The following is a 24,879-nucleotide window of genomic DNA, read 5'->3' as shown; positions in this document are numbered from 1 at the left end:
GTATGCATTATTTGCTCAATTTACTAATTTGGTTGCCAGTAATAGGCGGTGTTTTTGTTCTTCTTGCTGGAGACGATCGTAGCCCGAATATTTCACGTTATTTGGCTTTGTTTACCATAATACTTTGTTTGCTACTTTGTATTCCGCTTGTTGCAGGTTTTGATCCTAAAGTATTAGGGATGCAATATTTGGAAGAGTTTCAATGGATGCCGGCTTTAGGAATTAGCTATAGCTTGGGTATTGATGGCATGTCTTTACTTTTGATTGTCCTTACTGTTTTTACGAGTTTGGTTGTAATATTAGCTACCTGGGAGAGTATAACTAACAGAGTTTCTCAATATTTGGCTGCATTCTTAATTATGCAGGGCTTATTGGTTGGTGTTTTCTCGGCTTTAGATGCAATCGTATTCTATGTGTTCTGGGAGGCTACACTAATCCCGATGTACTTGATCATTGGTATTTGGGGTTCTGATAATCGCGTCTATGCGGCGATTAAATTCTTCTTATATACCTTTTTAGGCTCAGTGCTCATGTTGGCAAGCTTTTTATACATGGGCTATATAGCAGGCACATTCAATATTGAAGCCTTCTATGCAATTAAACTGGGAATGACGGCACAGACATTGATTTTTATCGCGTTTTTCCTTGGTTTTGCAATAAAGATACCCATGTTTCCTGTCCATACCTGGTTGCCTGATGCACATACTGAAGCTCCAGCAGGAGGTTCAATAGTATTGGCAGCAATTTTACTAAAGCTCGGTGCTTACGGTTTTATCCGTTTCTCCTTGCCCATAGTCCCAGATGCCTGTAGCCGTTATGCGAGTATTATGATTGCCCTATCTTTAATTGCAGTCGTTTATATTGCCCTTGTTGCAATCATCCAAAAGGATATGAAACGTTTAATTGCATATTCTTCAATTTCACATATGGGATTTGTGACATTAGGTTCCTTTGCTATTTTTGCAATTGCAAAACAAACAGGATTGAGTGCTGCGGGGCTCATATTGGAAGGTGCAATTGTAGTCATGATTTCTCATGCCTTCGTCTCAAGTGCTCTTTTTGCCGGTGTAGGCTTTATTTATGATCGGATGCATACCCGGCGTTTAGTTGATTTCGGTGGAATAGTGAATACCATGCCAATCTTTGCATCGTTCTTTATGCTTTTCTGTATGGCAAATGCAGGGTTACCAGGTACATCAGGGTTTGTTGGTGAATTTATGGTGATTCTAGGCTCACTTAAAGCGGGTTTTTGGGTAACATTTTGGGCAGCTACCACGCTAATTACAGCGGCTGGATACAATCTTTGGATGTACAAACGTGTTATTTTTGGTCCTATAGCAAATGAAAAAGTTGCCGAACTAAAAGATCTTTCGGGCTATGAGCTAAGTGCTTATGTCCTACTTGCTTTGATGGTTATCGCTATGGGCGTTTATCCTAAGCCAATGTTGGAGTATATACATCAAACAGTAAGTCATACTCTGGCATTAGCAAGTCAATCAAAATTGTAATCAAGGTTAATCAATATGACAGCATTACTTGAAAATATCCATGTAGCCCTTCCGGAAATAGTTCTATTAACCGCAGCATGTATTGCGTTACTTGCTGATTTATTTTTGCGGGAGCGCTGTAAATCAATTGCCTATTTTATATCGTGTATCGGTTTGGTTTTGGCTGCTGTTGTGAGTTTCCTTTATATAGGTACTTTTAAGGTTATTACACTGAATGGTCTATTTATCAGCGATGATATTGCAAATTTAATGAAGTTTTTTATATACCTTTCAGTATTGTTGAGTTTTATTTATTCAAAAAAATATATAGATGAACGGCAAATGCCTTCTGGTGATTACTATATTTTGGGAATGTTTTCTACCTTAGGAATGATGATTCTCGTCTCGGCGCATTCATTGCTCACTATTTTTCTTGGTTTGGAATTATTGTCATTGCCTTTATATGCCATGACTGCTATCAGGAGAACAGATGGTGATGCTTCTGAAGCAGCAATGAAGTACTTTGTAATGGGCTCAATTGCGTCTGCCATGCTCTTATACGGTATTTCGCTAATTTATGGTGCGACTGGAAAGCTCGATTTACTTGAAGTTGCAAATGCAATTGCTGCAAACTGGCAGCAACAAAACACCTTAGTTGTTTTTGCTCTCGTCTTTATCCTATCAGGAGTTGCATTTAAATTGGCAGCAGTCCCTTTTCATATGTGGGCGCCCGATGTATATCAAGGGGCTCCAAGTTCAGTTACTTTATTTATTAGTGCGGCACCAAAGATTGCAGCAGTCGGGATGACATTCAGATTGCTTACTATTGGTTTGGAAGATATTAGTGCCCAGTGGCAACAAATTTTGTTGGTAATTACCTTGCTTTCAACGGGGTTGGGGAACTTATTTGCTGTGGTGCAAACCAGCATCAAACGCCTACTTGCTTATTCAGCAATATCACATATTGGCTATGCGCTGTTTGGTATTTTAGCCGCAACCAGCGCAGGATATTCAGCAGCACTCTACTATATTTTGGTTTATGGAATAACTTCTGCGGCTGCATTTGGCCTAGTAGTCCTAATGTCCACACAAGGAATGGAAATTGACAATATTGATGATTTAAAGGGTCTTAACAAAAGAAATCCCTGGCTCGCATTTTTGATGTTAATTATTATGTTTTCACTTGCAGGCGTTCCACCTACTGTTGGTTTCTTTACTAAATTACTTGTACTCAAAGCGCTGGTTGATGCTCAAATGACTTGGGTTGCTGTACTTGGTTTGTTGTTTACTGTAATTGGTGCTTATTACTATTTAAGAGTTGTTAAAATCATGTATTTTGACAAACCCGTACAGCCTGAGCCAGTAATTTTGAGTAAAGGAAATGTTTTAGTACTTTCCCTCAATTGTTTATCGCTACTTTATTTAGGTATTTTTCCAAGTGCCTTAATTGTGGCTTGTATTAACGCTTTTGGTAGCTAAAAATAAATTAATTCTGTTTTTAATACTATGGAATACATATTTATTTATAATCTTAAGCGAAAGTACTTGCTAAGAGTACGCACTATCAGTATACTTGCCATCAGTTGACGCGGGGTGGAGCAGCCTGGTAGCTCGTCGGGCTCATAACCCGAAGGTCGTAGGTTCAAATCCTGCCCCCGCTACCACTTATTAAGAACCCCATTTATGGGGTTTTTTATTATGTATAATTTGTAACTGCACCAAAAGATAGTAGTAGCCCAGTAAAGCCAAGGCCACGCTCGGAACTAATTGCTTTAAAGAAATCACTTCCCGAGTTTAGTCCTTGTCCAAACTCAGGCTACCCTACTGTATTTGTATTTGGCATATATGCCCTTTTTAGTTTATTAATACTATGATACAAGATGAATTGGAACATTTATTAGCTCCCACGATTTCCGATATGGGCTATGAGTTTTGGGGATGTGAATACCTTTCACAAGGTAGGCATTCCTTGTTGCGTGTATATATTGATAAAACTGATGGAATAGGAATTGAAGACTGTGAGGCTGTAAGCCATCAAATTAGTGCTTTACTTGATGTGGAAGATCCTATTTCCGGAAATTACAGTTTGGAAGTATCATCACCCGGCATCCCAAGGCCTTTATTTAAAAGTTGGCAATATCAACGCTATATAGGGCATGAAGTACAAGTAAAAACTTATAAGCCGCTAGACGGTAAACGTAAATTAATAGGTACTATTGTTTCAGCATCTGAGAATTCTTTAGTACTGAGCATAAATAACGAAGATCAAGAGTTACTTTTTTCAAATATTGTGAAAGCAAATTTGACAGTATAGAGAGGCGAACAATGAGCAAAGAATTGTTACTGGTTGCAGAGGCGTTATCAAACGAAAGAGGTGTAAGTAAAGATGTTATTATACTTGCCATTCAGGCCGCATTGGAGTCTGCAACTCGCAAGATCTTTGGTTTGGATATAGGTGTAAGAATTAAGTTAGATCCTCGTACAGGTGAGTATGAAACCTTTAGGTATTGGGATGTTGTTAATGAGGATGAGCTAGAGCACCCTGATCGCCAATTAACTGTTGAACAAGCAAAAGAGCGCAATCCAGCCATAAAAGTAGGTGATCATATAGAAGAGTCAATACCTTCAATTGAATTTGGAAGAATTGAAGCGCAAACAGCTCGCCAAGTTATTATGCAAAAAGTTAGAGAGGCTGAGCGTGAGTTAGTCATCGATCAATTCAGAAGTAAACTAGGACAGTTGATTTATGGAACTGTGAAGAAAGTAACTCGTGATAATATTATTATTGATCTAGGTGGTAAAGCAGAAGCATTTTTACCACGTAGTGAGATGTTGCCGCATGAAATGTTCCGTCCAAATGATCGTGTCCGTGCCTATTTATACGAGATTACGCCTCAAGCTCGCGGGCCACAATTATTTGTAAGCCGTACCCGCAATGAAATGCTGATTGAGCTTTTCCGTATTGAAGTACCTGAAATAGGTGAGAATGTTATTGAAGTTAAAGCAGCAGCCCGCGATCCGGGCAATAGAGCTAAAATTGCAGTTAAAACAAATGATGGACGAATTGATCCTGTCGGTGCTTGTGTTGGTATGCGTGGCGCCCGAGTTCAGGCTGTTTCCAGCGAACTTGGTGGAGAGAGAGTAGATATAATACTATGGGATGATAATCCGGCCCAGCTAGTCATTAATGCAATGGCTCCAGCAGAAATTTCTTCTATTGTTGTTGATGAAGACACGCATACTATGGACTTAGCTGTTGAAAAAGATCAACTATCCCAGGCAATTGGTCGAAATGGGCAAAATGTTCGTTTGGCAAGCCAGTTAACAGGATGGACTTTGAATGTTATGACTGCAGACGAGTTTGAAAATAAAAATTTAGAAGAGTCGAGTAAAATTGTTAAATTATTTACTTCTGCGCTCGAAATTGATGATGAAATTGCTACGTTGTTAGTAGCACATGGTTTTTCTTCTCTTGAAGAAATTGCTTACGTGCCTAAAGAAGAATTACTTGCTATAGAAGAATTTGACGAAGAAATTGTTGAAGAATTAAGAAATAGAGCAAACGATAAATTACTCACTATGGCTCTTTCTTCAGGAAAAGAGCTATCTGGCTCACCTGATGAATCACTTCTCTCAATGGAAGGTATGACCGACGAGCTCGCTAATAAATTAGCAGCGAAGGGGATTTCTTCTATGGAAGATTTAGCTGAGCAATCTGTAGATGAGTTGTTGGAAATTGAAGGAATGACTGAAGAAAAGGCCGGTGCTTTAATTATGAAGGCCAGAGAACCATGGTTTTTATAAGGCTATGGATTTATTATAAATTAATGTAGTGCAAATATGCAGTTCATTCTTAAATAATGAATATAACTGCTGAAAGGGGATTAAAATATGGCGGATGTGACGGTTAAACAATTAGCTCAAGTCGTTGGTATTCCGGTTGAACGCTTATTGAACCAGTTACAGGAAGCAGGGTTGTCTTTTTCTGATGACCAACAGACTGTGAATGAAGAGCAAAAACGGATCCTACTTAATCATCTGAAGAAAACTTCTCTGCGTGACGTAAATGTTTCGCCGGAAAGGATTACTTTGAGGAGAAAAAGCTTATCACAAGTTACTGTTGGCCACGATGCGCATAGTGGTAAAACTGTGAGTGTTGAAGTCCGTAAGAAAAAGGTATTTGTAAAACGCACCCCATTGGTGGAGCAACCTGAAATTGAAGAACCAACTGTTATGCCTGAGGAAAATCAGAGTGTACCAGAGCAATATCCTGCTGAGGTTGTTCTTGATACTGCATCTGTGCCTGAAACTGCTCCTGAGAAAGAAGAACATGTTGCTGAAACTGCAGTTACTGAGCCAGTTGAAGTAAAGGTTGCAACAAAAGAACAACTCGAATCGGAAGAGAAGTCAGAAGGTGAGGCGGCTGCAGAGCGCTCAGAATCCTATAGTGCAGAAGTTTTAGAAAACACAAGTACACTTAAAGAGGTAGAAGACTCTCCAAAAAAAGAAGAGCACAAAGTTGAAAAGCAATCTAAAAAGAAACATGTAGAGAAAGCAGTTGAACCAGATGCACCAGACTTTAGAAAAGCTAAGAAAAAGCCTAAATATCAATCTGCTTATGATCGAGATGAAGAAGAGCAAGAAATACATAGACGTGGTGGACGTAGTAAATTTAAAAAACGTAAGGGTTTTGAGAAATCAGACAAATTAAGAGAGGCTGAAGAATCATTAACACATGGTTTTGCATTACCGACCGCACCTGTAGTAAAAGAGATTTTAATACCTGAAACTGTTACTGTTGCCGAGTTAGCGAAAAGAATGTCTGTAAAAGCTGCCGAAGTGATTAAGGTGATGATGTCACTTGGCGCTATGGCAACCATAAACCAGGTTATTGACCAAGAAACAGCAGTCATCGTAGTAGAAGAGATGGGACATAAGGCTCGTATCATTAAAGAAGATGCAATTGAAGTCGGTTTGGGAGAGTCGATTACTAAGGGAAGTCATACAGAGTCCAGAGCACCTGTAGTTACGATTATGGGACATGTGGATCATGGTAAGACTTCTTTGCTTGACTATATTCGTCGAACTAAAGTTGCTATTGGCGAAGCAGGCGGTATTACACAACATATTGGCGCATACCATGTGAGCACTCCCAAAGGTGATGTTACTTTCTTAGATACCCCTGGCCATGCTGCATTTACAGCGATGAGAGCTCGAGGCGCACAGGTTACGGATATCGTTATTTTGATTGTTGCTGCAGATGATGGAGTTAAGCCGCAAACTATAGAAGCCATCCAACATGCGAAAGCTGCAAAGGTACCGATCATCGTTGCAATTAACAAAATGGATAAACCTGATGCGGATCCGGAACGGGTGATGAATGAATTAACTGTACATGAAGTAATTCCTGAAGCTTGGGGCGGTGATACCATGTTTATCAATATCTCTGCTAAATCAGGTTTGGGGATTGATGATCTGCTTGATGCCATATTACTACAATCTGAAGTTTTAGAGCTGACGGCTGTTACTGATGGTGCTGCCAAGGGTGTTGTTATCGAATCACGTTTAGATAAAGGTAGAGGTCCTGTGGCCACCGTATTGGTTCAAAGTGGCACACTCCATAAAGGTGATATATTGCTTGCTGGGTTTCAGTATGGGCGTGTACGCGCCCTTGTCGGTGATAATGGAGATATGGTTGACCATGCTGGTCCATCAATTCCTGTTGAGGTTCTTGGTTTATCAGCAATTCCTCATGCCGGAGATGAGGCGGTTGTTGTTCCAGATGAGAAAAAAGCAAGGGAAGTGGCTTTGTTCCGCCAAGGTAAATTCCGTGATGTTAAACTTGCTAGACGTCAGAAATCAACCATTGAAGGGATTATGGAAAATATGGCTGCTGGCGAGTCGAAAGTGCTTAACGTTGTACTTAAGGCAGATGTTCAGGGTTCTCTTGAAGCCATTTCAGACGCTTTAGTGAAGCTATCTACAGATGAAGTTAAGGTTGAGGTCATTTCAAGTGGTGTTGGTGGTATTACCGAATCTGATGTTCATTTGGCCATAGCATCTAGTGCGATTTTAGTTGGTTTTAACGTCAGGGCAGATAGCAGTGCTAAGAAATTAGCAGAGCATGAATCAGTCCAGCTACATTATTATAGCGTTATATATGATATTGTTGATCAGATTAAAGGTGCATTGACTGGCATGCTTGCTCCACAATTTAAAGAAGAAATTATTGGTATTGCTGAAGTACGTGACGTATTCAAATCACCCAAAATTGGTGCGATTGCGGGTTGTATGGTCGTTGAAGGTGCTATTAAGCGAAATAACCCAATTCGTGTGTTGCGTGCCAACGTAGTTATCTATGAAGGAACTTTGGAGTCATTACGAAGATTTAAGGATGACGTAGTAGAGGTTCGCCAAGGGTTCGAATGCGGTATTGGAGTCAAAAACTACAATGATGTGAAGCCAGGTGATCTAATTGAAGTGTATGAAACAGTAGAAATTAAGCGTGATTTATAAAGATGGGTCATAATTTTAAACGTACAGATCGGGTCGCTGAGATGATTCAGCGGAAACTAGCTCAAATAATACCTAAAGAAGTAAAAGATCCGCGCTTAACAGGTTTTGTGACCATATCAGCAGTGAAAGTTGCTGCTGATTTGGGTCATGCCAAAGTATATTTTACCGTCTTCAACGATGATAAAAAAACGGCAGAAACTATTTTAAATGCTGCTGCTAGCTATTTGCGTAGTGCTTTGGCGCGAAGTATTACATTGCGTACAGTTCCTCAGCTTCATTTTGTATATGATGAATCAATCGAATATGGACAACACTTAAGCCGTCTAATCGATAAAGTGAATCCCCCAACCTCCGATGATAATGAAAGTGATTAACCCCCTGGCAATAGATGGAGTTTTATTGCTCAATAAATCGGAAGGGATGACATCAAATACGGCTCTGCAGAAAGCAAAAAAACTATTAGGAGCGCCAAAAGCAGGCCACACTGGAAGTCTAGATCCTCTTGCTACGGGAATGTTACCTCTTTGCTTTGGTGAAGCGACTAAAGTATGTCAGTTTTTGCTTGATGCAGATAAATGTTACCAGACTACTGGACTATTAGGGGTCAAAACAAACACTGCTGATGCAACAGGCGAAGTAATTGCTCGAGTGGATGTGTTTAATATTCCAGAGGAAAATTTATTGCAAGTATTGATGCAGCATACAGGACATATAAAGCAGACGCCCTCTATGTTCTCCGCATTAAAACATAATGGAGTCCCTCTTTATCGTATGGCCAGAAAGGGGATCAATATTGAAAGAGCAGCACGTGAAATCCTCATTCATAATTTACTACTTAACGCTTTTGATGGAATTCAATTCTCATTAACCGTGACATGCAGTAAAGGAACATATATTCGTAATTTAGTTGAAGACATTGGTGACGCTTTAGGTGTAGGGGCTCATGTGACTCAGTTACATCGAGTTTATACAGCCGGTTTGGAAAATATGCCCATGTATTCGCTAGATGAATTAGAGCACATGTCTATACCCGAGAGGATTGCTTGCATAATTCCTATGGATAGAGCAGTTGACCATTTAGATCCAATGACTCTTTCGGACGATGAAATAATCGCAATTCGTCAAGGCAGAATAGTAGCAAATAGAGCAGATGTTGAAATAACAGATTGTGTTCGTCTTTATGATAAAAAAGCACAATTTATTGGGTTAGGTGAACGGAATACACAAGGTGGTATTAAAGCGAAACGATTACTTTCTTTTTAATCTTTCTAAGATACAAAAGAGAAATTGTAACCAAAATATGAGTTTTTTTGCACAAAAACAATTTTCAGTACTTGTTTCGTTGGACATGCCTTGGTAGAATGTTCGCCTTTAAATGAATATTTAGTAGTTCCGGGAGTGTATAATGTCGCTAAGCAGCGCAGATAAAGCAGTAATTGTTAATGAATACAAGCGTTCTGATAAGGATACAGGTTCACCTGAAGTTCAGGTTTCTATCATTACAAGCCGTATCAAATATTTAACTGAGCACTTTAAAGAACACAAAAAAGATTTTCATTCTCGACGTGGACTGCAAGAACTCGTTAATAAGCGTCGTAAGTTGTTAAAATATTTAAAGCGTAACGATGAAGCTCGTTATCAAACGTTGATACAAAGTCTCGAACTTAGAGATTCCTATTGATTGATGAGCAAATACATTTCTTTAGAAATAGAAATGTACTTTTATAAAAAATACTTTAAATAAAGGCGCAATTTTCTGCGCCTTTTTTTCGTTATAATTACTTGATGAGGAAGATTACGTGGCTAAGTTTACGAAAGAAATAGCATTTGGTGACCACACTCTTATATTGGAAACTGGTGAAATTGCACGACAAGCAGATGGAGCAGTATTAGCCAATATGAATGGTACTCAAGTATTAGCTACTGTAGTTGGTAAAAAGGAAGGCGGGGAAGAAAATGGGTTTTTTCCATTAACAGTAAATTACCAGGAAAAGTTTTATTCGGTAGGCAAAATACCGGGAGGATTTAATAAACGTGAAGGTAGGCCAACAGAGAATGAAACATTAATTTCACGACTTATTGATCGTCCTATTCGTCCGTTGTTTCCAGATGGTTTTTGTAACGAAGTACAAGTCATCGTCACTGTTCTTTCTTTAAATCCAGAAGTTTCTCCTGATATTGTGGCAATGGTAGCCTCTTCCGCGGCTTTAGCTCTTTCTGGGGTTCCTTTTAACGGGCCAATAGGAGCTGCTCGTGTTGGCTATAAAGACGGCATATACCTATTAAATCCAAGCCGTAAAGATTTAGAGCAATCAAGACTGGACTTAGTCGTTGCAGGTACCAAAGATGCTATTTTGATGGTTGAATCAGAAGCAAAAGAATTAAGCGAAGATATTATGCGCGGTGCGATCATGTTTGGCCATGAAATGATGAGAAACGTGATCAAAGCAATCGAAGAGCTTGCCGCGCAGGCAGGAAAAGCACGTTGGGAATGGACGCCAGCTGAAGTTGATTCTTCTTTACAAGAACGAGTTGCAGACATGATGAAACAAGAAGTTGAGTCTGCATATCTGATTAAAGACAAGCAAGAGCGTTACCAGCGCCTTGATGAATTAAAAGAGCAAGCAATCGCTGCATTACAAGCTGAGAATGATGAGTTAAAAGCGGATGTTATTGGCAATATATTTGTTGAAATCGAGCGCGCTACAGTACGCAATCGAATTCTTGACGGTGAGCCGCGAATTGATGGTCGCGATCATAAAACAGTTCGTCCTATTGCTATCCGTACAAAACTTTTGGAAAGAACACATGGCTCTGTTTTGTTTACTCGTGGTGAAACACAGGCTATTGTTGTCGCTACTTTAGGTAATGAGCGTGATGCACAAATTTTAGATAATATTGCAGGAGAAACAAAAGACCGCTTTATGCTGCATTATAATTTCCCTCCTTATTCAGTAGGAGAAACAGGCATGGTTGGCAGTCCTAAACGTAGAGAAATTGGACATGGCCGTTTGGCAAAACGAGCAATCATGGCTGTGTTGCCTGAAGCAAATGAATTTCCCTATGTGTTACGAGTTGTCTCTGAAATTACTGAATCGAATGGATCAAGCTCAATGGCTACAGTATGCGGAACCAGTCTTGCACTAATGGATGCAGGTGTTCCTTTAAAAGCACCTGTTGCTGGAGTCGCAATGGGTTTGATTAAAGAAGGTGATCGTTATGCTGTGTTAACTGATATATTAGGTGATGAGGATCATTTAGGGGATATGGACTTTAAAGTAGCTGGTACTGAACATGGAATCACCGCATTACAAATGGATATCAAAATTCACGGAATTACCAATGAAATTATGGAGCAGGCATTAGATCAAGCCTTAGCCGGCCGCTTACATATTCTTGGTGTGATGAATAATGCCTTATCTGAGCATAGAGAAGAATTATCTCAACATGCGCCACGCATCACCACGATGAAGGTTGCTGAAGACAAAATACGAACCATTATTGGTAAAGGCGGAGCAACGATTAAGGGGTTAATTGAGAGTACAGGTGTGTCTATAGATATAGATGATACAGGTGTAATTCAGTTATTTTCTCCAGATATACTTGCATTGGAAGAAGCACAAAAACAAATTAAAGCATTAATCGCAGAAATTGAAGTGGGCCAAACCTATCAAGGCAAAGTAAGTAAGATTGTTGATTTTGGCGCTTTTATTAATCTTTTACCTGGAAAAGACGGATTACTCCATATTTCCCAAATCTGCAGTGACCGCTCACAAAAAGTCGAATCTGTATTGCAAGAGGGTCAAGATATTGAGGTATTTGTTGCTGGCATTGATAAGCAAGGTCGTGTGAAGCTTGAGTGGAAAGAGAAGCCGCAGGCAGAGGCGACAACCACTGCCCCTGCTGAAGAAAAGCATCATGAAGTTGCAGATATGAACAATCAAGGCACAGAAGAAGAGTAGTATATAGCCACGTCTTTAGGCGTGGGAATATTCAAATATGACCTGGGTGGCGTGAAGCATCGAGCACCCAGGAGTTGCATGTGGAAATTCCCCCGGGTTATGCTTCGATTCACCATGCTACTATACGAGGAGTGAGACACTTCACCCGGGATACTAGTGGGTTTAGTTATTCCGAGTTAAGGTTAAAAACTCAGATCGACTTGTTGGATTATTCCGCATGTCGCCAAGCATAACTGAAGTAGTCATTATTGAGTTTTGTTTTTCAACACCACGCATCATCATGCACAGATGTTTGGCTTCAATAACCACAGCCACCCCGCGTGCGCCGGTAATAGCTTCTAAGCAGCTTGCTATTTCTGTAGTTAATCGTTCCTGAATTTGCAAGCGTCGAGCAAAATAATCAACAATACGTGCTATTTTTGATAAGCCTATTACTTTCCCATTGGGTATGTATCCCACATGACATTTACCAAGAAAAGGAAGTAAATGGTGTTCGCACATGGAATACATTTCGATATCTTTCAAAATGACCATTTCACTCATGTCAGAGTCAAAAAGCGCATCGTTAATAATTTCTTCCAGGCTCTCATTGTAACCCTTGGTCAAATAACGCATGGCATTGGCAGCACGTAAAGGAGTGTCAACTAACCCCTCTCGAGTTACGTCTTCACCTAATTGTATTAACAGTTCTTTATATAATTTTTCCATAGTTTTTTCCTACCCCGGGGGCCAAGTCATGTGACGTCCGCCCAGTAAATGTAAATGAATGTGAAATACTGTTTGGCCACCATCGGGATTAATATTAAAAACTAATCGGTATCCTGCGTCACTTATTCCTTCAGTTTGGGCAATATCTTTTGCCCCTAAAATCATTTTTCCCAACAGGGCCTGGTTTTCATCTCTGGTATCATTCAGCGTAGCAATATGTTGCTTCGGAATAATCAGCACATGTTTAGGAGCTTGCGGGTTGAGATCACGAAAAGCCATTATCTCATCGTCTTCAAAAACCACTGATGCAGGAATCGCACCTTGTGCAATTTTGCAAAACAAGCAATTCATAAGTAATCTCATTTTAATTAAAAGATATATTATACATCGCAATAATTATAATGCGACAGCTTCTCTTTGCCTTTTGATGTATTTTTTCGCATAATAGCCGCTTTGCATTGCAATTTTGAATTTGTGCAATGATTTTTTTTAAATGAGTTAAATTCAGCGGGTTAAGAACGGTTTTACTTTTGAATCATTCCTGATGTTTTAACAGGATAACCTATGTTGAATAATCTAAAAGACAGATTTTCTGCTCTTTGGTTATAGCTAAATTAAAATGTCGTTATATTTTATTTCGATGAGAGGGGAGAAGAATAAATGAGCTTGATGAGAATTAATAGTGGTCGTGATTTACCAAAAGAAATTAATGTAATTATTGAAATCCCTATGCATAGTGAGCCCGTAAAATATGAAGTCGATAAAGAATCCGGGGTCTTATTTGTCGATCGTTTTTTAACTACTCCCATGTTCTATCCTGTCAATTACGGTTACGTTCCTCACACACTGTCAGAAGATGGAGACCCTGTTGATGTTCTTGTGGTGACCCCAGTTCCTCTGGTAGGTGGATCAGTAATTCCTTGTCGACCTGTAGGTATGTTAAAAATGACTGATGAGTCAGGTGTTGATGCTAAAATTTTGGCTGTTCCTACAAATAAGTTAACTAAAATTTATGAGTCAATTAAGACTCATGAAGACATGCCACAGCATCTACTAAATTCCTTAGAGCACTTTTTCAGCCATTATAAAGACTTGGAAGAAGGTAAATGGGTTAAATTAAATGGTTGGGTTGGTCCTGATGCTGCGTTTGAAGAGATTATATCCAGCGTAGCTCGTTTTAATAGTAAACAGCACAAATAGTGAAAGTTATTTTCTCGCCTGGCGAATAAAATTACTGGTTCTGGGTTAAAGACATTCAGTGATTTAACCCAATTGAACGAGTATCTCTTGCCTTTGATCAACCAAAAATAAACCTTAATAAGGCTGCAAAATTGACTCTATCTCGCTTTCTTTGAAACCATATGATACTTTATTTCGTGTTATATAAGTTTGAGGAAATTCGGTGACATACCATCTTTCTACATTGTTTATCATCCTGCTTTTTTTAATTCTCTTGGCTGCTTTCTTTGCAGCCACTGAAATCGGTATGATGTCGATTAATCGCTATAAGTTAAAACATCTAGTCAAGAAAGAGAATAAACAAGCATCAAGAGTGAATCAGATACTCTCTCGACCCGATCGACTTTTGAGTGTTGTATTAATCGGTAATACTTTGGCAAATATTCTTGCTTCAACAATTGCAACGTTGATTGGCCAACATATTTATGGTGATGCTGGTATTGCTATAGCTACCGCACTTTTGACGTTAATCATTTTGGTATTTGCTGAAATGATACCGAAAACATTCGCGGCGATTTATCCACAACAAGTTGCATTTGCTACTTCACTGCCTTTGCAAATACTCCAATTGATTTTTGCACCTGTAGTGTATCTCTGTGTATCCATGTCAAATGGGGTGTTACGTATATTCCGCATCTCAATTGATAAGATACAAAAAGAATCACTGACAGGTGAAGAATTGCGCTCCGTAGTGCATGAGGCAGGAGGGTTATTGCCAGTTGAGCATAAAAGTATGCTGATTAGCTTATTGGATTTGGAGCAAGCTACTGTAGAAGATATTATGATTCCTAAGTCAGATATTGTGGGTATCGATATAGAAGAACCTTGGGCAGAAATCTTGTATCAATTGGAAACAGCAAAACATACCCGTCTGCCTTTATATCGCGCTTCAATTGATGATTTGGTAGGAATGATCCACGTGCGTGATGTGTTAAATCTGGCTATAGAAAATGAGTTGGATCTTGATAGTTTATTGAAAGCAGCAGATGAACCCTATTATATTCCTGAGGCTACATCCCTCAACATTCAGATTTTAAATTTCAGAAAAATGAAAAGACGCAGTTCTTTTGTAGTCGATGAATATGGAAATATTCAGGGCTTAGTTACTATGGAAGATATACTCGAAGAAATTGTAGGGGAGTTTACTACTGATGTTGCTGCGCTTAGTCGTGATATCATCCCGCAAAGTGATGGCTCAGTTATAGTTGATGCTGGTTTAACATTACGCCATTTAAACCGATTAATGGGATGGAACTTACCCATGATAGGGCCTAAAACGTTAAGTGGTTTAATTGTTGAGCATCTTGGATACATCCCTCCAGCGGAATCATGTTTAACTATAGAAAACTATCGCATGGAAATATTAAAGGTCGGTGATAATACGATTAAAAGCATTAAGGTTTTTAAAATCAGTAAGAAGCGTTAATAAAAAATAATGCTATTATCCTAGAAAAATCGGTAACCGTTAGCTTGTGGAATAAGCTTCAAACTTTTTTTCCTAGGATGATACTACATCACTTTCTTTTAAAGTGATTACTTGTGCAGTAAACATATAACCCCCATTGCGGATGGTTTTAATTAATGCGGGTTTTTTTGCATCAACCTCTATTTTCTGGCGAAGCCGACTTATTTGTACATCAATCCTGCGATCAAAAGGATTTAGATCGCTGTTTTTAGTGATGTGTAATAGAAGTTCTCTATCCAAGACTCGTTGAGGTTGCTGAACAAAAGTAAGTAGCAAGTCATATTCACCAGCGCTTAGAGATAATTCTTCGCTGGTATTATCACGAAATACTTGTCGTGAGGCTGGATAAAGCCGCCAGTTGGCAAAAAGAAAAATTTCTTTTTCATGTTCAGATTGTTGTTGTGCCCGTAAGACCCGTCGGTTAATGGCGCTCACTCGTGCATGAAGTTCTCTTGGTAATAGCGGTTTTATAATGAAGTCATCTGCTCCTGCTTCAAGTACTTTGATACAGGCTTCTTCATCTGGGGTATTATTTATAATTAATAAAGGTACAGGATAGTTTGTATAGAATTGATGAAGCGCCTGGAGATCATTTTTTAAAATAGACCAATTAATCAGAATTGCGATAGGTTTCCCTAGCCCATTTTGCATGGGAAGTAATTGATTTTGTTGTACTATGCTTATGTTAAATTGTGCAAAATATTTCTTGAGATCCTCACTCATAGGATCGTTATCAATAAATAAAAGATAACTTGGTAGTGGCATTAATTTAAGTCCAGTTTGCTTCGCAGTATTTTTCTATAATTTTGGCAAGATTAGTATCGACTTGCAATTATTTTCGCTATTATTCTAGGAGTTATTGGCTCCATTTGCTATCCCTGCTGTATATAGGCTCTATCATAAAATATTTTCAGGATGACTTAGGAGAAAGGATGATGCAAAATAAGGCTAAGTTTTCAATTTCCACGGATCAAGCTCATCCACCTTCAAATCAATTACACCAATTATTTTCCACGTTACAGCTTAATGTATGGTTAGAGGGTTTCGTTAATTTTTGGAATAGAAGCAGGGTGTCCTCCATTGATTCAGTAGCTGTAGTACATGACTGGAATTTGGAACAGTTGCAAGCTGCATTAGATTATTTTTCTAATGCAGAATTCGTGGGTTTGGTTAATACAATTTTCTTCTATAAGTTGCATCCGGAGCAATTATTTACAGATGCAATCCATCCTGAAAAGTTAGTTTCAATTCATATGCGTTTGGAAGTGTTACATTACTATATCGAATTAATGCAGCAACAATTGTATGAAGTTGCTTTGCAAAATGCCTTGATTCCAAAAATCGATTATTTTTTGCATGATGATGAATTGCCCTCGGGCATCATGATTGAAGCAAATGAAGAGTTTAGGCAAATGATCCAAACCGCTGTGAGAAGAATAAAACCAAACTCGAATTTAACGCGCACAAAACGAGTGATTGATGGTTTGTTTGGCCTAAGGCAGGCTTATAAATTTTGCTTTAATCCGAATCGCTTTATTGATGCAGTAATGATTTTACAGCACCATTTACTGTCCGAGCACTTGGAACCAAAACAAAGTTCGATTATTTTTCAAGAAAAAATGGTGGACTTATACAGTCAGCTAACTACTGCGGATTGTGTGGATTTATATGGGTATTTTGCCAATAATGACACGCATGATTTACTCAATACGTTTTTTAATATCACTAGCGGAGGTACTTTAGAGTGGTTGCCTTTATTGAATAACGAAGAAACATCAGCGGTAATTGAGGTATTTAATGCCATGTGTTGTGTTATGGAAGCGTTACGTATCGAATTAAGAAAGAGGCATTTGCTTACTGAACCTTATCGGTATGATGTAACAAAACCCAATATGGAAATAGATCAGCGACACCGTAATGCGGTATTTAGAGTAATTAAAATTTATAAATACATCCAGGCAATTCCTCAAGATGTTATGGAGCAATTATTTCAATATATGGAGCAGACCGATTGAGTTTTAATAGAGTGCTGCTCCTTTTGAACAACTATCAGTAGGGAACTGGCGGTGTTGCACTGGCACCATGCTCTAGTAGTAAAGCAGTTATTTTTTCCATATCCCCAGTTTCACTAAGGCTGGTTTCACTCAATTGTAGCGGTGTAAGATTATGGTTATCTTTCGCATTAATATCTATATCCGTATTCTCGATGAGCCAACGGACTAGCTTTAAATTACCTGATTTTACTGCATGATGCAGGACACTAAAGCCAGAAGAGTCTGTAATGTTCGTTTGTGCTCCGTGTTGCAAAAGGATTTGTACTGTAGAAAGTCTTCCTAATTCAGCAGCAATCATTAACGGGGTTTTCCCTGTAAAATCCGGGATGTCCTTATTTGTAGTTAGCTTGCAACACTCTTCGAGGATATCCTGGCTGCCGTAGCGAGCGGCATAATGTAGTGCCGCCCAACCACTAGAGTCCACTAAAATAGTACCGTCTTTGATGTGCAGTAAAGGAATAACGCATTGAATTTGATCGTTTAGAATTGCGGTATGTATTGGGTAATGAGTATGTTTATTTGGTATGTAGGCTAGCTCCGCATGAGTTACTAAAATTTCTTTAATTAAGGAATCAAAACCGTGCTGTGCCATTTTATGTAAAACCGTATCACCATTTTTATCTTGATTTAAGAGCTGATTGCCTTTTTCTTTTAATAAACTAAAAATTTTTATTTTATTTTCTCGTAATTCATCTTCATACAGAATAGGTAAAATCAATGCACTAAATAAAGGATATTGTTTCTGCTTATTAATAATGCATGGATCTGCACCTAAAGAAAGTAGCATCTGTACTGTATTAATATTCCCTTCCAAAGCGGCTTGATGCAGGGGAGTTAATCCATTTGTATTTTTAGCATTTAATAATGTCTTATCGGGTTGTAAAGAGTAAAGAACACGATCAAAACCCATATAAGATAAAAAAGACACTAAATTATCGCCATTGAAATTTTGATTGGGTTTACTCATATCATGAGCAGATTCTGGATGAACAAAATCTAAATAAAATTCAGTTACTTGTTTGTATTGTTCAAACTGCTCGTTTTCTCCTCCTGAGGGATGAAGCTCAGTAGATATATTCTTTTGAAACCATGCTTGTAACAATTCTAATTTTTTAGATAGGGGTTGAGCCGCACTTATTCCTATCTCTAAGCATAATAAATCAAAATTCATTTTGTTGTCCTTTAATTATCATATTATTTAAACTCGATTGATCTTGTATTTTCATCTCTTTCAGTAAGGTCCTCTTCTTTTGCTTTTTGATGTTTCGGCTTTATTTGTTCATGAAATTGCTTTTTGAAATCTTGAAAGCTTTTGGCCGCTTTCTTAGAGTCAATTTCATGGTTTTCTGTAAAATAGACTTTACCGCCTTTGCCCCAATGGCGATGAGAAGCCAGTGCTTTCATTACCTCTTGCGATTTTGGAGAATCAAAAAAGTGCAAGCGCTCTTCTACTGATAATTTGCTCATTTCTCGCTCAATTCTTTCTGCCTTCGCATTTTTTCCTACTGTAAATGGACCGACTCCTTCTCTAAATTTGCTAATTTCAGATCGTATCTTTTGAACAGGACCATCTTCGGCTTTCAAAGCACTGACCGTTCTTTGTAAATCGAGTAAAATTGTTTGTCGAGCTTCTCTTCCATAGGTACCATTAATCAGTTCTTGTTTCTCGTTTATATATTGCCTCATCATTTTATCATCTTTACCAAATTTCAAGGCTTTAAGTTCAGTAAAAACATCTTTAAATTCAGGATTATTAATCAAAAATAATCGATCGAGAGCTTCGCGTACCGGCATGCGTTTAGCAGGATCCGGGTTAACCAGTCCTACAATTAATTCCTTATAAGCAGGGCCGTTTATCATTGAAAATATCTGTGGAGTAAAATCAAATTTTGCACCGTCATGTCCCTGAGGAACTTTGCCGGCGGCATAAATATACAAGTTTTTTCCAAGAATGTATGCATGAACAGCATCAGCATCAAGTGTGGTTTCCTTTGGGTAAGCTATCAAATCATCAAACTCGGGAGGACGAAACCCCTTAGTATCTAAAAAACTACCGTATGCATTTTGGGGAAGTCCTAAGCGATACTTTCCTTTTTCATCGGTAAAAACAAAACTCTTAGTATCGCCCATTTGCACTTGGTCTAGGTCATCTATTAGCCAGTTGGTCAGCTTTGAATCAGGAAACATGCATCCTGCTTCTTGAATATCTAACAAGGTCCTTGCCATTTGTTCAAAAATATCACCCGTGAATTTTTCTACTTCAGTCCATTTTTTTAATTGTTGGCGATGATCGACTACACTTCCTCCTCCACAATATTCTGTAACCTGAATACTGCGAGTAATTGTGTCCCCAGTGGCGCGGTCTAAGCATGTTGCCATTCTGTCCGTATGTAGCGGGATAAATCTATCCTGTAGTTTTTCGCGTAAATGCGTCTCTACATTTCGCGGCATGCTTAAGCGATAATCTACTTTTAGGACAAGTTCGCTATTATCACTTATATTGGTGATTTTAAAATTTTTAGAGTTTCCACCACCTAAATAACTAATCTCATGCTCTTTAAGAAATTTACGAAAGGCTTCCGCCTCAGGGCTTTTATCAGATTTTTCATAGAGGTTCACTAGCTCTTTCTTGAAATCTTTCGCCACTAACTCTGCCTTCGTTAAGCCTTTACTGGTGTTGTTCACCAAGATATCTAATAGTTTATCTGCCTTTTCAGGTGACATGTTGGCAATTAATTCTGAAAGTGGTGAAGAGTGGCTTGGAGAGGTAACTAAAGAAGTAACCCCCAAGCTAGCATATTGATGCTGTATTTCTTTAAATAAAAATGCATGGGCTTCGCGATAAGCAGGAGACTCTGCAAAATGCTTTTGTCTATATTTACAATCGAACTCTTGAATTTTTGTTTGTATTTGTTTTAAAAAATCTCTCTTTTCAGCGTCATTTATTTCTAGATTATAATTGTCTATGAGAATATTTATTTCTGTAGTAAATCGCTCTATATCCTTAGGTGGCAACGCACCGGGCTCAAAAGGAGTTAGGGACTGCATCTCTCGTTTAGGCGGAAGTTTTGGTTTTTGCCTAATAAACCCAGTAATTTTGGCGAACATACGCTTCCCGTTAAATACAATTACCGTCTACATACTTATAATTCTATCAGTCTTTTCAAAAAAAGGGCAAAAAGGAGATGCAAAAGATAAATTCTTCATTTAGAGCTTGAGTTCGATGTCTTACTAGGACGTTTTTGACGACATATTCCATCTCCCGTGTTTTGAGATGGTTAGGCGGTTTTTCTTACACAGTATGATTCTGTAAGGATTAATTAACGTTTTTTTCTTTTTCCTTCTAACAAAAACGAACATAAATATTTAATGATTAAGGCTCCCAGTTTTCTTTCCCTGCCCGATTGTGTCAGTGGAATACCAATTTTTCGCGATATTCTGGCTTTAAGTGCGGAGATGCCAATAAGTCTTTTCCATGAAAATCCACCACGATTCATTTTCTAACTCTCATAACAGCAAGAAGGTGAGTATACTCTTGTTTTGGGGTTGAAAGTAAAATAATGCGTTTATTCGTGATCATCAGAAGACGGACTATTTATATGCCAATTATAAATATAACTGTCGATGCTGTTGATATGTTTTAGTTGGCTTAACAATGGCTCTTTCGCAAATTGCAATAAATGAAAGATTACATCATGCTTGGTTCCGCCGAAATCTTCTTCATACCAGTCGTATAATTTTGAGATGATGAGCTTTCCTTCGATGACATTTACACCTCTAAGTGAATTAATGTAAGTAGAGGCAGCTTGGTTTAATTGCTCTTCAATAAGTTTACCCTGATAGATTTTTCTACTAAGATTTGGGGCACCAATAGTACCATTGTTTATAGCATAATGGGTGCGAGGATCATTCCAGATCGCTCGAATAATGCGATTATTAATGTCATCTAAAGTTAATGTAGTATCTTTAATTGTGATTAGATTCGCTCCCCAGGGGCCTATACTGAATAACCCGGGTGAAATATTAATTTCTTGGACCGAAGTAACGGGATAATAATTGGCTATGATTTGTACGGTTAGAGCATTGTAAACATTAATCCAAAAGGCTAATTGTTCATCGCGGTTGTAGTTATTAATATCAATTTCTGACATATTTTTTAAATAATCTTTAAGCAAATTCAGGTCTGTTTGCGTCATATGAGCGTAATCAACCAGATTGATGTTTTCTTCACTCGTGACAATGCGGCGATTTAGAAAATCTTGCCAAAGTTTATGAGAAATAATTTCTGTAGATAGAGGGTTATTTACCGCCCATTTGGGCCATAAGCTCTTGTAAAAAGACGCATTTGCTAGTCCGGAAACAAGGAGCATCACTATGAAAATGTATTTATTGCGTTTGCGGAATACGGTTTTAAACATGAATTATTGCTCTATTGCGAAGGGCATTTCCTATAGTATTGCCATCCAAAAATTCTAATTCTCCTCCAGAAGGAATACCATGTGCCAATTGGGTAATGTTTACTGACAAATCACGCAAAAGCTGGTGAATGAAATGAATGGTGGTTTGCCCTTCCACACTAGGGCTTAATGCTAATATCACTTCTTTGATTTCTTCTTGTATGATAAGACTTTTTAGTCGTGGTAACCCTATGTCTTCCGGTCCTAACCCATCCAATGGAGATATTTTTCCCATGAGAACAAAATACTTACCTTGAAAGGCATTGCTTTGTTCTATGGCAGATACATCAGCAGGGCTTTCTACAACACAAAGCAAGGAAGAATCTCGATTTGGATTTTGACAGAGGCTGCAAACTTTTTGTTCTGTATAGTTTGCACAGCGCTCACAATGATGGATGTTGTTCATTGCTTGCTCTAGACACGATGCAAGGTGTAACCCTCTCTGTCTCTGATGCTGGAGCAAATGAAACACCATACGCTGTGCTGATTTTGGACCTACGCCTGGCAGACAGCGGAGCGCTTCTACCAAGCGATTTAACATATCCATCTTTAGGACTATTCCTTATCGCCCTTATCGCCGCCCATTAAATCAGTTGGAATATTTAGACCAGCTGTTAATTGACTGATTTTTTCTTTAGATGCTTTTTCAATTTTTCGTACTGCATCGTTGATTGCTGCGGCAACTAAATCTTCCAACATTTCTACATCTTCTTCCATCATTGTAGGTTTGATTTTCACTTCAGTGGCATCATGTCGGCCATTCATTTTAATAACCACCATGCCGCCACCTGCTTCGCCAGTGACAACTAATTGACTTAGCTGTTGCTGCGCTTCTTGCATACGTTGTTGCATTTTTTGCGCTTCTTTCATCAGGTTGCCAAGATTTTGATTCATATCCATTATTAAGGCCTCATATGTTTAGATTTAAATTCGATATATTATAAGTCATCTTTCAGCGGGACAATAGAATTTTTGACCAATTCTGCTGAAAATTCTTGTTGAAGTTGCTGAAACATGGGGTCATTGTGTAATGCAGCTTCTGCTTTAAGCTGTTTTTGTTGTGTTGCCTGCTCTTTTTGCTGCGCCGGAGAGGATTGAACTGACTCATCACTGTTAAGAATAATTTTTACTGGATTTTGATAATATTGACCTAGTGCCATTTCAATACGTGAGAGTATCGTCGGGGTAAACAGGGATTGGTGCCCTTTGGATACACGGAAAGTGATCTCGCGTCCATTTTTTGCAACTAATTCTGCATTTTCTGCTGCGTTAAGTGCTAAGCCTGTAAGTTTGAGATGAGGTATAATATCTGACCAATCGCTATCCCCTTGGTCAACGACCTGCGTTTGCTCTGTCTCTTCTTTATTCTCTGAATCTGGATCAGAATTCGTTAGATGCTGAATTTGCTTTTCCGAATCGCTTAAAGGTGCCTGTTCTTGTGGAGAAAGAGGCAACTGTAGCGTAGATGGCAAGGACGTTTTATAGGATGCTAAAGGTGGAGGTGATTTTTTAGGCACTGGCCTAAACGTTAGCATTCGTAACACCGTCATATTAAAGCCAATAACTAAAGTTGGAGCGAGATGAATTTCCTCGCGTCCTTTAAGTCCAATTTGATAAAACAGCTGGATGTCTTCAGCTGAAATATGTTGTGCCAGAGTGATTATTTCCGGCGGAGGACTAATCAGCGGATTATTATCTCCAATAGTTTGATATATTGCTATTTGGTGAAGATAGTGAAGGAGCTCATCCAGAACATACTGAAAATGCCCTCCTTCGATTGAGATACACTGGCTGATTTTTAATACAGCAGAGGCATTTTGCTCCGCTAATGCACGTAGCATCTCCAGGGCATAGTCTTGTTGAGTATAGCCCAGGATCATTTTGACATCATCTGCACGTAATTGGCTATCACAACCCGTGATGGCTTGATCTAAAAGACTTAAGGCATCACGCATACTACCGCGAGCCGCTTGTGCCAATATATCTGCAGCTTCAATTTCAAAATCAAGTTGTTCTTCATTAAGAATCAACTGTAACCGATGGCTGATTAACTCAGTAGCCAGGTGTTTTAGATTAAATTGTAAGCAACGAGATAATACAGTGACAGGAAGCTTTTGTGGATCTGTTGTAGCTAAAATAAATTTAACATGCGCTGGCGGCTCTTCAAGAGTTTTGAGAAGTGCATTAAAACTATGCTGGGAAAGCATGTGTACTTCATCAATTAAATAGATTTTAAAACGGCCAATAGCTGGTGCATACTGTACGTTATCCAATAAATCACGGGTATCCTCAACTCGAGTTTTGGATGCACCATCAATTTCGATTAAATCGATAAAGCGGCCTTGTTCAATTGAGCTACAGATGGAGCATTGTAAGCAGGGGTCTGAGCTGATTCCTTTTTCACAATTTAGTGATTTAGCTAAGATACGGGCAATACTAGTCTTTCCTACACCGCGAGTGCCGGTAAAAAGGTAGGCATGATGTAATCGTTGCTGATTCAGCGCATTGATTAATGCCTTATTTATGTGGTCTTGGCCAACCAGTTGGGAAAAGGTGCGTGGTCGCCATTTGCGGGCTAGTGCCAGATAGCTCATACATGTTTTCGTAAGTTGGGCGGCAGCTCTAAGAGCCGCACTTCGGCGCTCGAATCAATCGTTACCGCTGCTCCCTTCCGGGCCTGACGGGGTTCACAATCTATCGCCGCGAAGGGACCAATAGAGCCACCATAGTTGAATGGTGAAGATTAACAAAAAAAGATAGGGATAGCCAGATCTACTGGAAATTAATTCTCTAAACGCTTGAATTCCTAAAACAAGTCACTACATTAATATATGTACATCGGTGGAATGAAACATTTTTATGAGCTAATTTTTTAAAAAAAAAGAAAAAAGTGTTTGACACTGAGAGCGAAATCAGTAGAATACGCAGCACGCCTTCGGGGCGGGTTCATTAAGAATGAGAGAAGACAAACTGTGTGGGCACTTTAGAGAC

The 24,879-nt window shown here is 38.8% G+C and carries 21 protein-coding genes, 1 tRNA gene, 1 other RNA gene and 1 pseudogene; 14 read left to right on the top strand and 10 right to left on the bottom strand.

Annotation, left to right across the window (positions count from 1 at the left end):
- Positions 1-2: 2 nt before the first annotated feature.
- The 11 genes and pseudogenes from Lpar_RS02805 (at position 3) to pnp (ending at position 11,965) form a co-directional block, all read left to right on the top strand.
- Positions 3-1,508 (top strand): complex I subunit 4 family protein, encoded by a 1,506-nt coding sequence (locus tag Lpar_RS02805; protein ID WP_058516484.1) that lies wholly within the window; start codon positions 3-5, stop codon positions 1,506-1,508.
- Positions 1,509-1,523: 15 nt separating this feature from the next.
- The gene (gene nuoN, locus Lpar_RS02800) at positions 1,524-2,966 is read left to right on the top strand and encodes an NADH-quinone oxidoreductase subunit NuoN (protein ID WP_058516483.1); all 1,443 of its coding nucleotides are present in this window, start codon (positions 1,524-1,526) and stop codon (positions 2,964-2,966) included.
- Between the two features lie 108 nt (positions 2,967-3,074).
- A tRNA-Met gene (locus Lpar_RS02795) sits at positions 3,075-3,151 on the top strand.
- Positions 3,152-3,357: 206 nt separating this feature from the next.
- Positions 3,358-3,801 (top strand): ribosome maturation factor RimP, encoded by a 444-nt coding sequence (gene rimP, locus Lpar_RS02790; protein ID WP_058516482.1) that lies wholly within the window; start codon positions 3,358-3,360, stop codon positions 3,799-3,801.
- A gap of 11 nt (positions 3,802-3,812) precedes the next feature.
- Complete coding sequence (gene nusA / locus Lpar_RS02785; RefSeq protein ID WP_058516481.1) at positions 3,813-5,291, top strand: transcription termination factor NusA; 1,479 nt, start codon at positions 3,813-3,815, stop codon at positions 5,289-5,291.
- Positions 5,292-5,378: 87 nt separating this feature from the next.
- A pseudogene (locus Lpar_RS19645) lies at positions 5,379-5,624 on the top strand (translation initiation factor IF-2 N-terminal domain-containing protein); the annotation flags it as partial.
- Between the two features lie 12 nt (positions 5,625-5,636).
- Positions 5,637-8,003 carry a translation initiation factor IF-2 gene (gene infB / locus Lpar_RS02780; RefSeq protein ID WP_420324250.1) on the top strand — a complete coding sequence of 789 codons (2,367 nt, stop codon included), beginning with the start codon at positions 5,637-5,639 and terminating at the stop codon, positions 8,001-8,003.
- A gap of 2 nt (positions 8,004-8,005) precedes the next feature.
- The gene (gene rbfA, locus Lpar_RS02775) at positions 8,006-8,377 is read left to right on the top strand and encodes a 30S ribosome-binding factor RbfA (RefSeq protein WP_058516479.1); all 372 of its coding nucleotides are present in this window, start codon (positions 8,006-8,008) and stop codon (positions 8,375-8,377) included.
- Positions 8,364-9,266 carry a tRNA pseudouridine(55) synthase TruB gene (gene truB, locus Lpar_RS02770; protein WP_058516478.1) on the top strand — a complete coding sequence of 301 codons (903 nt, stop codon included), beginning with the start codon at positions 8,364-8,366 and terminating at the stop codon, positions 9,264-9,266. Before rbfA ends, truB begins: the two co-directional genes overlap by 14 nt.
- Positions 9,267-9,408: 142 nt before the next feature.
- Positions 9,409-9,684, top strand: a complete 276-nt coding sequence (gene rpsO, locus Lpar_RS02765; RefSeq protein ID WP_058516477.1) for a 30S ribosomal protein S15 — start codon at positions 9,409-9,411, stop codon at positions 9,682-9,684.
- Positions 9,685-9,802: 118 nt separating this feature from the next.
- Complete coding sequence (pnp, locus tag Lpar_RS02760) at positions 9,803-11,965, top strand: polyribonucleotide nucleotidyltransferase (protein WP_058516476.1); 2,163 nt, start codon at positions 9,803-9,805, stop codon at positions 11,963-11,965.
- Between the two features lie 162 nt (positions 11,966-12,127).
- Here the strand turns inward: pnp and folE are convergent, their stop codons facing one another.
- Positions 12,128-12,673, bottom strand: a complete 546-nt coding sequence (folE, locus tag Lpar_RS02755; protein ID WP_058516475.1) for a GTP cyclohydrolase I FolE — start codon at positions 12,671-12,673, stop codon at positions 12,128-12,130.
- Between the two features lie 9 nt (positions 12,674-12,682).
- A complete protein-coding gene (locus Lpar_RS02750) occupies positions 12,683-13,024 on the bottom strand; it encodes a histidine triad nucleotide-binding protein (protein WP_058516474.1) in 342 nt (113 codons plus the stop codon).
- A 309-nt stretch (positions 13,025-13,333) separates the two neighbouring features.
- Between Lpar_RS02750 and ppa the strand changes: the two genes are divergently transcribed.
- Both ppa and Lpar_RS02740 read left to right on the top strand, forming a co-directional pair.
- The gene (gene ppa / locus Lpar_RS02745; protein ID WP_058516473.1) at positions 13,334-13,873 is read left to right on the top strand and encodes an inorganic diphosphatase; all 540 of its coding nucleotides are present in this window, start codon (positions 13,334-13,336) and stop codon (positions 13,871-13,873) included.
- Positions 13,874-14,075: 202 nt separating this feature from the next.
- Entirely contained in the window at positions 14,076-15,338 is a 1,263-nt protein-coding gene (locus Lpar_RS02740; protein ID WP_058516472.1) for an HlyC/CorC family transporter, read from the top strand.
- Positions 15,339-15,410: 72 nt separating this feature from the next.
- Here the strand turns inward: Lpar_RS02740 and Lpar_RS02735 are convergent, their stop codons facing one another.
- Positions 15,411-16,142, bottom strand: a complete 732-nt coding sequence (locus Lpar_RS02735; RefSeq protein ID WP_058516471.1) for a winged helix-turn-helix domain-containing protein — start codon at positions 16,140-16,142, stop codon at positions 15,411-15,413.
- Positions 16,143-16,309: 167 nt separating this feature from the next.
- On the opposite strand from Lpar_RS02735, the gene Lpar_RS02730 reads away from it, so the two are divergent.
- The gene (locus Lpar_RS02730; RefSeq protein WP_058516470.1) at positions 16,310-17,392 is read left to right on the top strand and encodes a hypothetical protein; all 1,083 of its coding nucleotides are present in this window, start codon (positions 16,310-16,312) and stop codon (positions 17,390-17,392) included.
- Between the two features lie 34 nt (positions 17,393-17,426).
- On the opposite strand, the gene Lpar_RS02725 is transcribed toward Lpar_RS02730, so the two are convergent.
- The 7 genes from Lpar_RS02725 to ffs all read right to left on the bottom strand — a co-directional run bounded on the left by Lpar_RS02725 (position 17,427) and on the right by ffs (position 24,605).
- A complete protein-coding gene (locus tag Lpar_RS02725; protein ID WP_058516469.1) occupies positions 17,427-18,602 on the bottom strand; it encodes an ankyrin repeat domain-containing protein in 1,176 nt (391 codons plus the stop codon).
- A gap of 23 nt (positions 18,603-18,625) precedes the next feature.
- Complete coding sequence (locus Lpar_RS02720; protein ID WP_058516468.1) at positions 18,626-20,539, bottom strand: protein kinase family protein; 1,914 nt, start codon at positions 20,537-20,539, stop codon at positions 18,626-18,628.
- A 458-nt stretch (positions 20,540-20,997) separates the two neighbouring features.
- Positions 20,998-21,849 (bottom strand): DUF547 domain-containing protein, encoded by an 852-nt coding sequence (locus Lpar_RS02715; protein WP_058516467.1) that lies wholly within the window; start codon positions 21,847-21,849, stop codon positions 20,998-21,000.
- Positions 21,842-22,435, bottom strand: coding sequence for a recombination mediator RecR (gene recR / locus Lpar_RS02710; RefSeq protein WP_058516466.1), 594 nt, complete (start codon positions 22,433-22,435; stop codon positions 21,842-21,844). The genes Lpar_RS02715 and recR overlap by 8 nt, the downstream gene beginning before the upstream one ends.
- An 8-nt stretch (positions 22,436-22,443) precedes the next feature.
- Entirely contained in the window at positions 22,444-22,788 is a 345-nt protein-coding gene (locus tag Lpar_RS02705; protein ID WP_019232941.1) for a YbaB/EbfC family nucleoid-associated protein, read from the bottom strand.
- A gap of 38 nt (positions 22,789-22,826) precedes the next feature.
- On the bottom strand, positions 22,827-24,482 hold the full coding sequence (gene dnaX / locus Lpar_RS02700; RefSeq protein ID WP_058516465.1) for a DNA polymerase III subunit gamma/tau: 1,656 nt from the start codon (positions 24,480-24,482) through the stop codon (positions 22,827-22,829).
- Positions 24,483-24,508: 26 nt separating this feature from the next.
- An RNA gene (gene ffs, locus Lpar_RS18290) (signal recognition particle sRNA small type) lies at positions 24,509-24,605 on the bottom strand.
- Positions 24,606-24,879: the final 274 nt, after the last annotated feature.

Source organism: Legionella parisiensis, from assembly GCF_001467945.1.
GTDB lineage: Bacteria > Pseudomonadota > Gammaproteobacteria > Legionellales > Legionellaceae > Legionella > Legionella parisiensis.
The sequence above is the reverse complement of the archived record's forward strand: the minus strand, read 5'-3'. Positions and strand labels throughout refer to the sequence as shown.